Annotated in this window: 10 protein-coding genes; 2 read left to right on the top strand and 8 right to left on the bottom strand. The window is 50.2% G+C overall.

The window, feature by feature from the left end; all coding sequences use genetic code 11:
* Positions 1-120: 120 nt before the first annotated feature.
* Both RF679_RS06125 and RF679_RS06130 read right to left on the bottom strand, forming a co-directional pair.
* Positions 121-1,089: a bifunctional riboflavin kinase/FAD synthetase gene (locus RF679_RS06125; RefSeq protein ID WP_309483334.1), complete on the bottom strand. Its 969-nt coding sequence runs from the start codon at positions 1,087-1,089 to the stop codon at positions 121-123.
* A gap of 318 nt (positions 1,090-1,407) precedes the next feature.
* Positions 1,408-3,903 (bottom strand): HzsA-related protein, encoded by a 2,496-nt coding sequence (locus tag RF679_RS06130; RefSeq protein ID WP_309483335.1) that lies wholly within the window; start codon positions 3,901-3,903, stop codon positions 1,408-1,410.
* Positions 3,904-4,337: 434 nt separating this feature from the next.
* Here RF679_RS06130 and RF679_RS06135 point away from each other — a divergent pair, with 434 nt between their 5' ends.
* Entirely contained in the window at positions 4,338-6,029 is a 1,692-nt protein-coding gene (locus RF679_RS06135; protein WP_309483336.1) for a hypothetical protein, read from the top strand.
* A gap of 286 nt (positions 6,030-6,315) precedes the next feature.
* The gene (locus RF679_RS06140) at positions 6,316-7,647 is read left to right on the top strand and encodes an HD-GYP domain-containing protein (RefSeq protein WP_309483337.1); all 1,332 of its coding nucleotides are present in this window, start codon (positions 6,316-6,318) and stop codon (positions 7,645-7,647) included.
* A 118-nt stretch (positions 7,648-7,765) separates the two neighbouring features.
* Here the strand turns inward: RF679_RS06140 and RF679_RS06145 are convergent, their stop codons facing one another.
* From RF679_RS06145 to kdpC, 6 genes are all read right to left on the bottom strand, one after another.
* The gene (locus tag RF679_RS06145) at positions 7,766-9,643 is read right to left on the bottom strand and encodes a potassium transporter Kup (protein ID WP_309483338.1); all 1,878 of its coding nucleotides are present in this window, start codon (positions 9,641-9,643) and stop codon (positions 7,766-7,768) included.
* Between the two features lie 216 nt (positions 9,644-9,859).
* Entirely contained in the window at positions 9,860-10,543 is a 684-nt protein-coding gene (locus RF679_RS06150; protein WP_309483339.1) for a response regulator, read from the bottom strand.
* Between the two features lie 18 nt (positions 10,544-10,561).
* Positions 10,562-12,118: an ATP-binding protein gene (locus RF679_RS06155; RefSeq protein WP_309483340.1), complete on the bottom strand. Its 1,557-nt coding sequence runs from the start codon at positions 12,116-12,118 to the stop codon at positions 10,562-10,564.
* A complete protein-coding gene (kdpE, locus tag RF679_RS06160; RefSeq protein ID WP_309483341.1) occupies positions 12,118-12,810 on the bottom strand; it encodes a two-component system response regulator KdpE in 693 nt (230 codons plus the stop codon). Before kdpE ends, RF679_RS06155 begins: the two co-directional genes overlap by 1 nt.
* 8 nt (positions 12,811-12,818) lie before the next feature.
* The gene (locus RF679_RS06165; RefSeq protein WP_309483342.1) at positions 12,819-15,623 is read right to left on the bottom strand and encodes a sensor histidine kinase KdpD; all 2,805 of its coding nucleotides are present in this window, start codon (positions 15,621-15,623) and stop codon (positions 12,819-12,821) included.
* A 16-nt stretch (positions 15,624-15,639) separates the two neighbouring features.
* Entirely contained in the window at positions 15,640-16,266 is a 627-nt protein-coding gene (gene kdpC, locus RF679_RS06170) for a potassium-transporting ATPase subunit KdpC (RefSeq protein ID WP_309483343.1), read from the bottom strand.
* Positions 16,267-16,280 lie beyond the last annotated feature (14 nt).

Genomic DNA, 16,280 nt, shown 5'->3' on the forward strand with positions numbered 1-16,280 from the left:
GATTCCCGCTTTCGCGGGAATGACGCATCTATTTCTGTATGCCGTGACTTGAAGGTCTTCGGTGTTTAAGTCTATTGAATCCTCTTCCTTAATCTTTCTGATGATCCTGCCGAGCGTTCTTCAAATTCGATCGGTCGCTGAGCCTATGCGTTGTTGGAAAAATTGACGGGCTTGATCGGCGTCACCTTGTATCGCGGCGGTTAGGGTCGCGAGGTCGATGTATTTTTCTTCGTCGCGTAATTTCTTGAGAAACTCGATTCGCACCACTTTGCCGTAGGCATCGACTTGGTGATCGAGTACGTGCGTTTCGAGCAGGACGCGGCCGCTATCGTCGACGGTAGGGCGTACGCCAAGGCTGGCCACTGCCGGTAAAGGATGTTCGGACAGCCCATGTACTTGCACCACGAAGATCCCCATCACAGCTGGCTTGTGATGCGCGATGCGGACATTCAAGGTGGGGAAGCCTATCGTGCGTCCCAATTTTTGACCGTGAATCACGTGGCCAGAGATGTGATAGGGGCGTCCCAGTAATTCTTGGGCATGTTCAAAATCGCCTGCCGCCAAGGCCGCACGGACTGCAGAGGAAGAGACACGCACGCCTTGTTTGGCAACAGTCTCCATGGCTTGCACTTCAAAGCCATAGCGTTTGCCGGCTTCAATCAGCGTGTAGATGTCGCCCGCTCGTTTGGCACCGAAGCGGAAATCATCGCCGACCATGACCCATTTGACGTGGAGGCCATCGACCAAAATCGTCTTGATGAAATCTTCTGGCGTTAAGGCGGCGAAGTGGGCGTTGAAATGTTTGACGATGACGCGATCAACGCCAGCCGCTTCGAGTGCGCTGAGATTGTCACGTAAGTTGGCAATGCGGCTAGGCGCTTTCGAGAGGTCGCCCATCATCTGCGCAAAGAAAGCGCGCGGATGAGGTTCAAAACTCATCACCGCAGCATCAAGCTGTAAGCGTGTCGCAGCCGCGCGCAGCTCGGACAACAGTGCCTGATGTCCAAGATGTACGCCATCAAAATTGCCGATCGCTAGAGCGCAAGGCGCACGCGAAGCAGCATTGGGAAGACCGCGAAATACTTTCATATTCTCACATTGAGTGGACTGGCATAGAACTCACAGTCCTTGGTTCATTCTTTTTTGCGCTGAGCAAAGATACGCTGCCAAGTTTGAAATCAAGCCGACATGTGCCATGGTCTTTGGTCTGTCGTGTCTTGTATTCTCGCCAAGCTTGCATAATTGCAAAATAGTGCAAGGGAAAAATCCTTGATTATAAAGGCTTTTCACAGGGGAAATGCCGTGTTTTTGCTCTGCAGCAGCGGAATCAAGAGAAAATTTATAAGGCAACCAGAGCCTGGTTTGGGTGCGTGCAGGGGGCTGAAAAGCAAGATCGACGAAATTTTATTATTTTGCTGCGTTTTGACGGTATTTTTTCCACTTTTGCAGTAAGTCACGCAAAGCTTCTGGCGGATTTAACGGTGCCAGCTGATTGCTTTGATCGCGTTGATTGACGCCATGACAAGAAGCGCAAACGCGAATTTCTCCGGACTTGAAACTGACCCAATTCCGCTCACGCACGATAGGGACGCCATTTTCATCCGTACTTTGCCACGTCAGCGCCCGTTCAGCAGGGACGAAGGCGGCACTCGAACCGTCTGGAAAAATCGGTACGCTTGAGCTTGGGAGCTTATTTTCTTTACTAGCTTTAGCGTTGGTGCTAGCAGCACTTTCCTGGCGAACGATACGATCATTCGGAAAATCTACTATTGCCTGTGCCAGGTGACGGCGTCCTGGACGATCTGCATAGGCGCGAATTTGCTCGGCTTGAAGAATTTGGAAATGACTAATTTCATAGATCTTGGGCTGCGTTTGAGGGGCGTCTTTTGCTTCTACCTCGACGGCCATCCTAGTTTGTTTTCCGCCTTTCAATTTGAGGTTGAGCGGTTGTTCATGATCGGCGCGATCGCGGCTAGTTTGATCGCGGGTAATGATGAGCGCGAGTTGATTTTCCTGCAGCCAGTGGATGAGTTCTTCTTGTGTCACCTGTTCTTGTTGGAGGATCGTCAGTTCAGGCGCTTCTAAAAAACTGCTCTGTGAACGCGCACGAGGTCGTGGACGAAGCTCGACCGCTTCAAGTTCCCATAATGGTCCTTGATAGCTGCGCTGTTTTTCTCCATCCCACCATTGCACTTTTTTCTGAATGCCTGGTGTGAGGTAGGTATCAGGGTGAAACAGACCATCCTCGCCACGCTTCAAGTAGCGCAGGCGTAAAGCTTGCAGGCTGTGGTTTTCTTCCGGCGGCAATTGATCCGGCGTATGGGCAGCCAATAGTTTGCCGTTCGAAAGAGGCAAAGGATTGCGCAAGCGACCTTCAATCAATTGGTCGTTGCGCGCCAAGGGGGTAATTGCGGTCAACTTAATCTGTTCCGGATTGAGCCCTGGCGGCGCTTCGAAACTGATGATGCTATCACTGGTGAATGAGCCCGATTCGCGTGCTTTGGTGGCGAAGTAGCGACCAGCTTGGAGCGGGTCTTCTTGAATATGAAAGAGTCCACCTTCGCGTTTAATCTGGATTTGATTTTGATGCACAGTGCTGGGTTTGAGTTGCGAGAGTGCGGGATCGTCGATGAAGCTTGGCGCCACATAGCCAAAACTTAATTCGTGCAAACCTAGATGATTGATGGTTTCTTCGTTGCCGCCGTCTTGATCGATCTGCCAAATAGCGAAGAAATTGTTGCGATAGGCGCTGACCTTACCATATGCACTGGTGCTGCCGACGCGTGACTCAGGGAATATTTCTTGGCGATGTTGTAGCTTGTTTGCGTCGCGTGCTTCGCTGCTGTAGTTAAACGAGTCGAAAGGGATCTTAACGCCATTGCCTTGTGCGTCGCGGTCGCGGTCGGCGAGTTGATCTTGCTGCAAATGGTCCCAGCGTGTGAACAAGACGCGTCCATAGCGATCAATGATAGGCTGGAAGGCGCCGCTCGGCGTATGGCTTAAGAGTTGTAGACGGCCATCGTGGTGCAATTTCCATAAACCTGAAATGCTGGGCGTCGCTTCGTATTCATCGAGCTGTGGATACAAGTGATGCCATCCAGTGCGGGGACGATCGGATGTGAAAATCAGATTGTCATCAGCATCGTAGATGGGCGATAGATTGTTATACAGGGGATCTTGCTGGCCAATCTTGCGAATGTTGGCTTTTTGCCCGGGCTCCAGGCCACTCACTTCGTAAATTTGCCAGCGATAGTCTTGCGACTTGTTTGTGGTTGTTTGACCCTGTTCTGGAGCGCCGACTAGCATGCTGAATAGCGCTTTTTTACCCGACCAATGCACATGTGGCTCGCGGACGGCGATTGCATTTTTCCCTTGAAAGCCAGCGCTACCAAAGCCCGCTTCCCTGGTCAGGTTCCGTATTTTTCCATTCGGATACCACAACATTAAATCGCCACCACGGGGAACATCCTGTGGACGGGTGCGGTGGTTGGCAAACGCCGACAGGCGCGTGTTCTTGTCATGATCGAGTGGGATTTGGGTGACAAACAAAATCGGAAAATCGCCGCGTTCAAGTTGAGTTTGGATGATCTGCACCGGGCGTTCGAGCTCGACGATGACACCATTTTGATCCTCGGCTTTGAGGCGAATGCTTCGTGATTCACGTATTTCGATTTCGGCTTGGCCCGACGTCGCAACTTCGACCCCATCAAGCCACACACGTTTCGCGCGGGTCGTCCACTCGACATGAGCTCGACCACCAGCGTCAAGATGGCTGGGGTTGCTCAGAAATTTCTCAATCATGGGTTTGGTGGTGGAGACGGACTTGTCCGTATCCGAAGTGCTTCGTTCGCAAGCGCTAATGCTGCATAGCAAAATCGTGAGTGTGATGAGAAGTCGATGCATTGCGAAAAGGTTTTGGTGTGGCGTTTGTCTTGTCTTTGATCGTGATCGCCAAAACAAAATGAATTGCTTGGTGATGTAACTGTAAGTCTTTTAAGTTGCGCTGCAAAAAAATATCTTAACGATGTTGGTCGCTTCCATCATTTTAAGCGTCTGTTTTTCTTAGGAGCAGCTTCAAACGTAAGTAATCGTAAAAGTCGGGATAAAACCCCTGTACTTTGGGATATCTTACTTGAAATTTTCAGGAAAGTAGTTCAATCTGTACAAGCAAAAATGAGAAGAGTTTGGACATTGTTTTCGACATTGTTTGAACCCTATCGAAGTTGATTTTCGTCGCATCGAGAAGTGCGTCTCAAAAATTCTGAGCAAGTCGTAATTTCTTCTGCAGACGATCCTCATAAAGTTTTCTAAATTCGAGATAGATAGCGTGAATTGTTATGAAAAATACGCAGCCCAATAATCTGAATGAAACGGAAATTGATTCCAAGTTAGTCAATTTAAAAAATCAGCGTCGATCGAAATTATTGTTCACTAGTGTGCTGACTTTGTGTGCCGCCGCGATTGTGGTGGCTTGTGGTGGTTCTGGTAGTTCTTCCGCACCGAGTAATGGCGGTTCGACCGGTGGCACTAATCCAGGTGGAGGTACAAGCACCGGAACTGGAAATGGTAACACCACTGTCGTCGGGCCACCATGGTTGAGTTTCGGTGGTAATCCGCAGCATGAGGCGGTAACAACTGTCGCGACACAAAGTTTCGGCAAAATTGCTTGGCAAACGCCAGTCGATTTGGCACCCCAGTATTCTTCGCAAGGCTATTTGTTGGTGCACTATGGATCGCCCGTAATCACCGCTAAAAACACTGTCATTCTGCCAGTAAAAACGAGTGCCGGTTTGAGCTATCGTTTTGAAGCACGCGATGGTGCCACCGGCGACTTGATTTGGTCTGAAACAAGCGATTATGTGATGCCAAGTCATCGCTGGACACCCACCTACAACGTGACAATCGCGCCCAACAACAAAGTGTATGCGGCCGGTGCGGGCGGTAAAGTGCTGTATCGCGATGATGCTGATGCGAAGAATGGGACGACCAAGTCAATCGTGTTTTATGGTGATACCGCCTATAACGCGAACAAGACAGCCTTGGATGCAGCGATCATTATCAATACACCGATCACGGCCGATGTTAACAATAATGTCTACTTTGGCTTTACTGCGACACCAGGAAATCCGGCTGGGCTTGTCAGTGGTGTAGCGCGCATTGGTTCCGATGGTAAAACGAGTTGGGTCTCCACCGCGGCGATCACAGGCAATACTAATATTTCGAAAGTAGCGACCAATTCGGCGATTGCGGTGTCTCGCGATGGCAAGACGATTTATGTGGTGGCGAATAATAATTTCCTGGCCAATACGCGTCAAACAGGTTCTTTGCTGGCCTTGGATAGTGGTACCTTGGCGTTGAAGAGTTCGGTACAGTTGATTGATCCTCTGGAAAAAGGTCCTGCAAATGTTTCCGACGATAGTACTGCGTCGCCACTCGTTGGCCCTGATGGCGATGTGTATATCGGCGTGCTTGAAAAATCTTATGGCACTCACAATGCGCGCGGTTGGCTTTTGCATTTCAATGCTGATCTCAGTCAAAGCAAGACGCCAGGATCATTTGGTTGGGATGACACGCCTTCGATCGTACCAGCTTCGATAGTGCCATCATACAAAGGTGCATCGACTTATCTGTTGATGGTCAAATATAACAACTATGAACGCGCTGGTTCGGGTGATGGCATGAATCAAATTGCGATCATTGATCCACACACTGAAGAGACCGACAAATTATCTACAGTCAAAGTGATGAAAGAGGTGTTGACGATGTTGGGGCCAACACCTGATCCCGCAGTTCCAGGTGGATTCATTGAGTGGTGTGTGAATACTGCTGCGGTTGATCCATTCACCAAGTCAGTGATCGTTAATAGCGAAGACGGTAACCTCTATCGTTGGGATTTAACGACCAATAAATTAACCGAGAAAATTCGGTTGACAAGCGGTTTGGGTGAGTCTTACACCCCGACCGCGGTTGGACCTGATGGCAAGGTCTACGCCATAAATAATGCCGTTGTCTTTGCCGTTGGGAAGTAGCTTTTAAGACATCTTTGTAGTAAAAATCACTGTTTTTATTGGCTGGGTAGCACTGTCTACTCAGCCATTTTTTTTGCGCAAGTCTGTGGTAGCATGGATTGAGATGGTGAAAAGATCCTCATGCTAAGTTAAACAAAAGCCTTGCTTGAGAAGTGTACTTCGTTTAATGAGGTTTATTTATTTCCTTCATTTCTGAATTGCCCATCTCAAGCAAACTCAAACGGAAGCGGGTCAGATTATGTTGCGACAGTTCGGTGAAACGAAAAATTCTGAAGATGGATCGCCCATGAATTTGCGCTTGTCTGAGCTCATCAGCGCGCTCAGTCATGCCCTCGATATCACAGAAGGGCAGCCAGCCGGGCACTGTGTGCGTTGCTGTTGGATAGGCATGCATGTGGGTCGTGAGTTGGGACTTCCCGAAGACGAACTGTGGGATTTGTATTACACCTTGCTCTTGAAAGATTTAGGTTGCAGCAGTAATGCGGCGCGCATTTGTGAGTTGTATTTGGCCGATGATTTGCAGTTCAAGCGTGACTTCAAAACCGTCGGTGACAGCTTGCCACAAGTGCTGCATTTTGTGCTCAAACATACGGGCTTGAAAGCAGGTTTGGCGGAACGCTTCCGTAGTGTGTTGACGATCTTGCGCGACGGTCGTTCTATCGCTCAAGAGTTGATCGCGACACGTTGTCAACGTGGTGCTGAAATCGCACGGCTATTACGTTTTTCCGAGCGTGTGGCGATGGGGATTTATCATCTTGACGAACATCATAATGGTCAGGGCCGTCCTGATCAATTACGTGGCGATGAGATTCCTGTGTTTTCACGGATCGCGTTGCTCGCACAAGTAGTCGATGTGTTCCACACTGCTGATGGTGCAGATGCAGCATTGGCGGAAATTCGTGAACGTCGCGGGCAATGGTTCGATCCACAATTGGTGGAAGCGTTTTTTAAAGTGGCTGACGATGCCGAGTTCTGGCATGTACTCGCATCATCAGAGGTAAATCAAGCTGTCTTGAATTTGGAACCGAAATCGCATGTTGTGCCACTTGATGACGACTATTTAGATGATATTGCTGCAGCCTTTGGTCAGGTGGTTGACTCCAAAAGCCCTTACACCAGCGGCCACAGTGCACGCGTCGCTTTGTACACTGACATGATAGGCGAATCGATGGGCTTGTCTGCGGAACGTCGTCGTTGGCTAAAACGCGGCGCTTTATTGCACGATGTCGGTAAGCTCGGCGTAAGCAATAGTGTGTTGGATAAAGCGGGTAAGCTCGACATCTCGGAATGGGAAGAAGTGAAGATGCATGCTGCTTATACCGAGACGATTTTGTCGCGCATTAATGCATTTTCGGAATTGGCGAAAGTCTCTGCCGCGCATCATGAAAAGCTTGATGGGACGGGCTATCCGCGAGGCTTGAAAGGCGATGAGATTAGCTTAGAAACGCGCATTATTACCACCGCAGATATTTTTGATGCGATCACCGCAGAGCGCCCGTATCGCGGCGCTACGCCGATTCCTAAGACCTTAGAGATCATGTCCGAGAATCTACACACGGCAATTGATCCGCGCTGTTTTGATGCATTGAAATTGGCGATTGATAAACTTGAAAAGTAAGTTGGAAAAATGAACTTGAAAAGTAAGTTGGAAAAATACGCTATTTGAGTTCTGCAGAGTGATGAATATCTAGTCAAAAATGCCGAGCCAGCATGTTCGCCGCTCGGCATTGTTCTTTTTAGATTTGCACCCGTGTTCCTAATTCAATCACGCAATTATTCGGCAAGTGGAAAAAATCAACCACGCTGCGGGAATTGCGTGACATTAAGGCGAATAGAAGCTCACGCCAGTGTGCCATACCAGTTCCTTTGGTCGGCACGACGATTTCACGGCTCAAGAAATACGAAGTTTCAAACAGATTGATGTCTAAGCCTCCGGTATGACACATACTGAGAGCTTTCGGAATGTCGGGCGTGTTTTTGAAACCATAGTTCACCGTCACCTTCCAGAAACCCGCTACCAGCGATTCAACTTGAAGGCGTTCCTCAAAGGGGATCCATGGCACATCATGGAACACCACGGTCAAGATCACATTGCGCTCGTGTAGTACTTGATTGTGTTTGAGATTATGCATTAAGGCCTGCGGCACAGTGTCAGGATTAGCGACAGCATACACGGCAGTGCGGGCGGCGCGTGGCATGCTGTCGTTGGCCAATGCGGTAATGAAGGGCAGTAACTCTGGATCATCTTGACGAATATGATTGATCAAGAGTTCGCGACCCCGACGCCATGTTGCCATGATGATGAAGATACTACCGCCCAAGGCCAGCGGGAACCAACCACCTTCCAAGATTTTGACTGAGCAAGAGATCACCAACAGGCCATCAAACACCAGGAAGATACTGGTCGCGCCGACTGCTAAGGCGATGTGATAATTCCAGCCATGACGTACTACAAAGAAGGTGAGTAAGGTTGTGATCAGCATTGTGACCGTCACAGCGATACCATAAGCACCAGCCATCGCTGTAGAGCTACCAAAACCTAGCACGGCTAATAATACGCCAAGCAAAAGCATCCAATTTACACTCGGAATATAGATTTGACCGACTTCTTTCACCGAAGTGAAATGCACCTGCATGCGTGGTAATAGACCCAATTGCATTGCTTGTTTGGTCATGGAGTAAGCGCCTGAAATCACAGCTTGAGACGCGATAATCGTCGCGACTGTAGCCAGTATTACCGCTGGGACCATCACGCTTTGCGGGAATAAATGAAAGAAAGGATTTTCGAGCGCTGCAGGATCACGCATCAACAAAGCGCCCTGTCCCATGTAATTCAGCGCGAGAGCCGGCATTACTAAGCCAGTCCAGGCGAGGCGAATCGGACGTTTGCCGAAATGGCCCATGTCGGCATACAGTGCTTCTGCACCGGTGAACGCCAACACCACCGCACCCACAACGACAAACACATGGCTGCCTTGGCTTTGCAAGAATTTAATCGCATTGAGCGGATTTAATGCCGCTAAGATGGCTGGTTGTTGGGCGATCTCGACCACACCGGTCCACGCCAATACACTAAACCAAATGACGATAATTGGTCCAAATAATTTGCCAACCACCGACGTGCCATGTTTTTGCACCATGAAGAGGGCGATCAGAATGCCAATCGAAATCGGTAAAACATAAGGCTTAAAGCTGCCGGAAATGACTTCCAAACCTTCAACCGCACTCAAGACCGACATCGCCGGCGTAATCACGCTGTCGCCATAGAACAAGGACGCACCTAGGACGCCGGTGAGCAGAAGTGCCACGCGTTTCGTATGAGTGCTGCCGGCAGCTTTCGCGGCTAAAGCGGTCAGTGCCATGATGCCGCCTTCACCGTTGTTATCTGCGCGGAGGATCAACATCACGTATTTGAGCGTGACCACCGTCATCAAGCCCCAGAAAATCACCGAAACTGCGCCAATCAGATGAGTCGCATCAAGCGGCACTCCAGTGGCAGGACCAAAAATTTCTTTCATGGTATACAGCGGGCTGGTACCGATATCGCCATACACCACACCCAGTGCGCCCAAAGTCAGGGCGGCGACGCTTTCGCGTTGTGCATCTGTGCTCATAGTTCTTTCATTCAAAAGCTAAGGAGTGCTCACTATAGTCACACCGGTATAAGGAAAGCATAAGGGACGGCCTTGGGCATGGGCAGACGAGCGTTGTTGCTGTCGCCTCGCCATACGTTTGTACTGTCTTCGGCGATGCGCCTAGCTAGCGCAATTTTGCAGAATTTTGCGTGGTGCCTTGTTGCTGGATGGCGATGTGAAAAAAACTGGTATTTTTTATTCGCTGGCGAGCCGATAGCCAACCCCGGTCTCGGTCAATAAATAGCGAGGTTCGGCAGGCGTGGCTTCGATTTTGGCACGCAACTGTCCCATGTAGAGACGCAGATAATGGGTGTGATCGACAAAGTCGGGACCCCAGACATCGCTCAGCAGTTGACGATGCGTGACGACTTTTCCCGTATGTCTGACGAGATGCGCGAGGAGATTGAATTCGGTCGGCGTCAAATGCAGTTCCTCGCCATGCAAAACCACGCGACGGGTTTGGAGGTCGATGTCGAGCGCATCGACGTGGTAATGCAAAATGGCGGCGCTGACGCTGGTGCCGCGGTGACGCAAAGCCACACGCAGCCGCGCCAATAGCTCGGGGATGCTAAAGGGTTTGGTGAGATAGTCATCGGCGCCAGCGTCAAGGAGCTGAACTTTTTGTTGTTCTTGATGGCGTGCCGAGATAATGATGATGGGTAAATTAGTTCGAGCGCGCGCTTCTTTGACAAGTTTTTCGCCATCGCCATCGGGTAGGCCTAAATCGAGGATGAGGACGTCAAGCTGTTGGTGCTGCAGTATTTGGCTTGCCTCGCTTAAGGAGGTCGCCGTCAAGACATCAAAACCCTCGATGGTGAGCGAGGATTTGACCAAGGTCCGGATTTCTTTGTCATCTTCGACGATCAAAACTTTCAACATGCGCTGATCCTATGGGACTCACAAGGGGAGTGGTTGTTCTTGTTCGACTGGTAGGTGCAGCAAAAAATTACAGCCTCCTTGTCGACGATTTCTGACGCTCAGTTGACCATGATGAGCCCGTGCGATGGCCATGCAAACTGCGAGTCCGAGACCGGCGCTCCGTTGGCTTGATTGATCGTGCGTAGCAAGGCGAGAGTATGCTTCGAAAATAGTCTGATGCTCTTGCAATGGAATTCCCGGACCGCGGTCTTTCACGGCGACTTCGATCACTTGATTGGCGCCATGTTGCATTTGTTTGACCACGATTTCTACCGTGCCTTCGCTATATTTGAGAGCATTGTCAATCAAGTTACTGATCAATTGTGAGATGAGCACAGGGTCTACCCGCAGCAGCGCCAGATTTTCTTCGACTCTTGCCGCAATTCTGTGCCCGTCTTGGCGGCGCCGCAAACGCGTAACAATGGCACCGATGATCTCTTCCATCGCTTCCCAGCTCTGCCTGAGATTGGGCGTGGAGGAGCTCAGTCTGACGAATTGTAAGGTATTCTCGGTCACACTCGTGAGATAGTTGGCTTCATCGATAATGTGATGTAAAAGCTTGTCCTGTTCGTTCGCACTCAGCTTGTCACGTTGACTTTGCAAGGATGAAGCAGCGCCGACCACCACTGCCAAGGGCGTGCGTAGATCGTGCGAGATTGCAGAGAGGAAGGTGCTTTGTAGTTGCTGTTTCTCGGCTTCGTTGTGAGCTCGTGCAGCGGCCTCTGCGGTATCTAAGCGTGTTAAGACCTGGGTGAAGAGCGAGCACAAGGCGCGCGCATGATCTTGCGCAGCAGTATCCAAATGCGCGACTTGGGTGACGCAGACGGCGCCCCAAAAGTTGTCGCGCTCATTTTCTCTGTCACGATTGCTGTTGTGGTTGAAATGGCTATCGCCGAGCGGGATATACCAAGCATTGAGATCCGGCCACCGCAGTGTTCCAGTGCCTAAGATGCTTTTCTCTTGAATGCAGGCCCGCAGCCCGTTGGCATTCTCGAGCGGAATCGATTGACAATCAAGTTCGCCTTGGTGATTGATTAAGGCAAGATAACTCGTGCCATGAAAAGCGACGCGAAAAGCGTTCTTGCAAACTGCTGTCGCCCGTTGCAGATCTTGACAATTCGCCAGAGTGATCGCCAATTCTTGTAATTGTTTGGCGCGTGTTTCATTTAAATGCGCGGACTCGGTCTCAAGCTTTAAGGCCGTCGTCAGGCGATTAATTACCAGCGCCACCACCAGCATCGTTAGCAATGCGAGCGCGTTTTCGGAACGATCGATATGAAAGGAGTAGCGTGGTTCAATAAAGAAGTAGTTGAGCGATAAGACGGCGATAAAAGCGGCGAGAATGGCGATATAGCGATCGAGAAAGTAGGCGGCCAATACGATGGCCAAAATATAAATCATGGCCAAGCCAGTGAAACTGACATAATCTTCAAGGAGCATCGATAGACCGCAAGAAACCACCATCAAAAGCGAAAGCAACATCGCTTGTTGAAATGAGTGGCGACCGCGCGAAGCAAACAAGAGCAAGTTGTTCATTATGCGATCAGCCGGTAGCCGACGCCAGTCTCAGTAATGAAGTACTGAGGCTGTGCCGGATCATGCTCAAGTTTCTGGCGTAAATTTGCCATGTAGATCCGCAAATAATGGCTACTTTCGGAGTGGTTGGGGCCCCATACATCATGGAGAAGCTGGCGGTGGGTGAGTACTTTACCGCGATTTCTGACGAGCACCGATAGCAAGCGATATTCCAAAGGGCTCAAGTGTACTTCGTTGCCGGCGCGGTGAATCAAGCGTTTGCCAAAGTCGACGTGAATCTCGCCAAAGCTAATTTCATTGTCGCTTTCCGGCGGCAGATGTTGGCGACGGCGCAGGTGTGCACGGATACGGGCCAGTAGTTCGGCGGCGCCGAAGGGCTTGCTCAAATAGTCATCTGCGCCAGCATCTAAGGCCGCGACTTTTTCTTGTTCCTGCGTGCGGGCGGAGAGCACGATAATCGGCATAGCGCTCCAACTTCGAATATCACGAATGATGTCGAGTCCATCTATATCAGGCAAGCCTAAGTCCAGGATCAATAAGTCCGGTTTGCGGGTGGCGCAGGCAATCAGGCCTTGTTTCCCTGTTTCTGCTTCGAACACTGCCATGTTTTCACTTTCAATCGCCGTGCTGAGAAAACGCCGTATTTGTTTCTCATCTTCGATCAAAACGATATGAACTTTGGATTCACTCATGGGGCTTTTTATTTTTTGGGGTGGCTTATCGCGGAATCGGTGTCGAGCTCGTGCATGTCGGGAGCACTACCTATTGGTAAGCTGAAACGGAAGCGAGCTCCTAGTAAGCGATCACCTTGGTAGCGATTTTCAGCCCATATCTTACCACCATGCGCCATTAAGATGCTTTCGCAAATGGCGAGGCCGAGCCCGACACCACTGCTATTACTCTCATTTTCGCCACGTGAAAACTTCTCAAAAATATTAATGCCAGCGGGCAGTCCGCGACCATCGTCATCAATGCTGAGAACCATTTGTTGTTCTTCGATGGTGGTCGACAATTGAATTTGTTTGCCGCCATATTGAGCAGCATTCTCCAAGAGATTGCAGAGAACACGTTCGATCAGCACGGCATCAAAATGGATGAGTGGACTTGGATTTTGCAGTTTTAATTCGACCTTAAGGTCTTGCAAGCTATGTTTGCAAGAGCGCAGGGCGCTGCCTATCACCTCTTCGATCGGCTGCCATTCTAGATTCAGTTGTACTTTGCCGGAGCGTAGACGCGCCATATCAAGTAAATTGACGACGAGGCCATTCATACGTAAGGCTTCGTCGTGGATGGCTTGGGAAATTTCGCTTTGCTTTTCGCTGGATAGACCAGTTTGCGCGTGTAAGGTGCTGGCAAGGCCGACGATTGAAGTCAAGGGCGTACGCAAATCATGTGATAGAGCCGAGAGTAGGGAGTTCCGCAAGCGCTCAGTTTCCATGCTCAGCATGACTTCCTGAGCAATCTCAACGTAGTGTACGCGCTCGACTGCGAGAGCAATCTGCGCGATGCAACTATCTAGCCATTGGCGAATATCGGCTAGTTGTAGCTCATCACTCTTTTCGGTGCGGATCAAGAGCACACCACGGATCCGTGTCGGTGCTCGTAAGGGTAAGTATAAGCAAGCTTGTGACGGCAGTGTGTTCGTCCCCGCACCAGCGGCCTGTTGGTTATCAAATACCCATTGTGCCACGCTAAGATCGTAATCATTGAGTGCGCCATCGTGTTGGGAATGTATGGCGTCTTGAACTTTTTCGTCGCGCCCTGATAGCAAGATCGCGATGTGAGCATGAAAAGCAGGTGCTAGATGTTCGATGGCGATGTCGACGATTTGCTCCGTACTGAGCGCCGCTGATAAGGCTTTACTGAGTTTGTACAAGGCTTCGGTGCGTCGTTCTCGGTACAGTGAGATTTGCGCTTGGAAGCGCAAATTCGACGTCAGGCGACTAATCACCAAAGAAATGATCAACATGACGGCGAAGGTGATCAGATACTGTCCGTCACTGACGCTGAAGGAAAAACGTGGCGGGACAAAAAAGAAATCGAAGCTGGCGACACTAAGAAAGGAAGCAAGAATTGCCGGATTGCGTCCAAATCGTACACTGATGGCAACGATGGTGATGAGATAAAACATCACTACATTAACCAGATCGAAGACCTCGATCAAACTCGCCGACATGAGCGTGGTGCCGAGGCAGGCGGCAATCGTCCACAGGTAGGCCGTTTTTGGCGTGCGGCGTAGGCTGAGATCATCAAAGTGGTTGGAGTCAGCGCTGACAGATCGATGGATAGACGGGCGACTCGCTGGCGCAGTGTCAACCGCGGCTATCGTTCGCGAGGGGCTGGTGGTGTGGTTTGTTTCTTCAAAGCTCGCTAAATCATGAGCAATGACGACAATATCGATGTCGGTCGATCGCTGGGCAAGTTCGGCGGCGAGACTTGATTTCCATAATCGTTGCCACGCTGTTTTACGTGATCTTCCTAAGACAATTTTTGAGACATTGCGGCTGCGGGCGTAGGACAATAGTAAATCAGCCAAATGTTGGCCCGCTAACTTAGTCGTTTCCGCGCCCAGTTCTTGTGCGAGTTGTAGGGCTCGATTGCTTTGTTTTGTGTGATCTTGCTTGCTACTTTGTGTCGGTGCAGCTTCAACCGAAACGGCAATCCAATCTGCTTTGAGATTATTGGCGAGACGCGCTGCACCGCGAATCAGGCGTGGGGCACTATCATCATCGCCAACGCACACCAATAAGCGTTCCTTAGCTTGCCAAACGCCTTGTATTGATTGATGTTCGCGATAGTCGCGCATGGCGCCATCGACATGATCTGCCGTGCGGCGTAAAGCGAGTTCGCGCAAAGCAATCAGATTACCTTTGCGAAAAAAGTGCTGGCTGGCGCGTTGCGCTTGTGGCGCGAGATAGATTTTTCCTTGGTTGAGGCGTCGCAATAACTCATCGGGAGGCAAGTCAACCAGGTTGATCGCATCCGCTTGATCGAACACATGATCGGGAACAGTTTCCCATACGCGTATGCCAGTGATTTGGCTGACCACATCATTGAGCGATTCCAAATGTTGCACGTTGACGGTGGTGTAGACATCGATGCCCGCTGCTAGCAATTCTTGGATATCTTGCCAACGCTTGGCATGGCGCGAGCCAGCGAGATTGGTGTGCGCTAGTTCATCCACTAAGATCAGATCAGGGGCGCGACTGAGCGCAGCGTCGAGATCAAAATCGAATAATTGTTTGTCTTTGTAATTGCTTGTTTTGCGAGGCAGGATCTCGAATGGTGCGGCCATATGGATGGTGCCTTGGCGACCATGAGTTTCGACGATACCAATTAAAACGGAACGACCTTGTTGCTGTTCTAGCTCCGCTGCCTTGAGCATGGCATATGTTTTACCAACCCCAGCACATGCTCCAAAAAAAATCGTTAATTTGCCACGCTGCTGCAGCGCTTCTTCGCGTTTCAGCTGTTGCAAGAGCAGGTCAGGGTTGGGACGTTGCATAAGCTTTGATATACGGTTACTGATGCGTGGACGGTTCTGGATGAATTGGATGTTCTTGATCAAGAGCCAGATTCAGGGCCAAGACATTGACTCGCGTTTCGCCAAAGATCCCCCATTGAGGTTCCTCCGTGTATCGTTTTACTGTAGCACGTAGCTGTTCAATTGTCATATGCCGTTGTGAAGCAACGCGAGTCAATTGATATTCTGCCGCGGCAAGGCTAATGTGAGGATCAAGTCCACTGGCGGAGGTGGTCACAAGCTCGGCTGGAATTGGCGCTTTTGCATCGGGGTGCGCGGCGCGTACATTGGCGATGCGCTCAGCAACTGCCTCACGAAATGCAGGATTGGAGGGAGCTAAATTTGAACCACCAGAAGCTTCGCCATTGTTGGCAAAATTGGCAGTTGCCGATGGCCGACTCCAAAAGTAATGAGGCGCACTAAATGCCTGGCCTATCAGCATGGAACCGCGTAACTTGCCATCGCTGTTGATGAGGCTGCCATTGGCTTTTGCTTGAAATAAGCCTTGTCCCAGGGCATACGTCAACAAGGGATAAAGAATACCGGTAATCAGGCTCAAGAGTAAAAAGCTGATGATGAGTCTGCGCAATGCTGCAAGAGGAAGAATTGGAATAGAGGTCGACATAAACATTTCCTAGT

The sequence above is a fragment of the Undibacterium cyanobacteriorum genome (assembly GCF_031326225.1).
GTDB lineage: Bacteria > Pseudomonadota > Gammaproteobacteria > Burkholderiales > Burkholderiaceae_D > Undibacterium > Undibacterium cyanobacteriorum.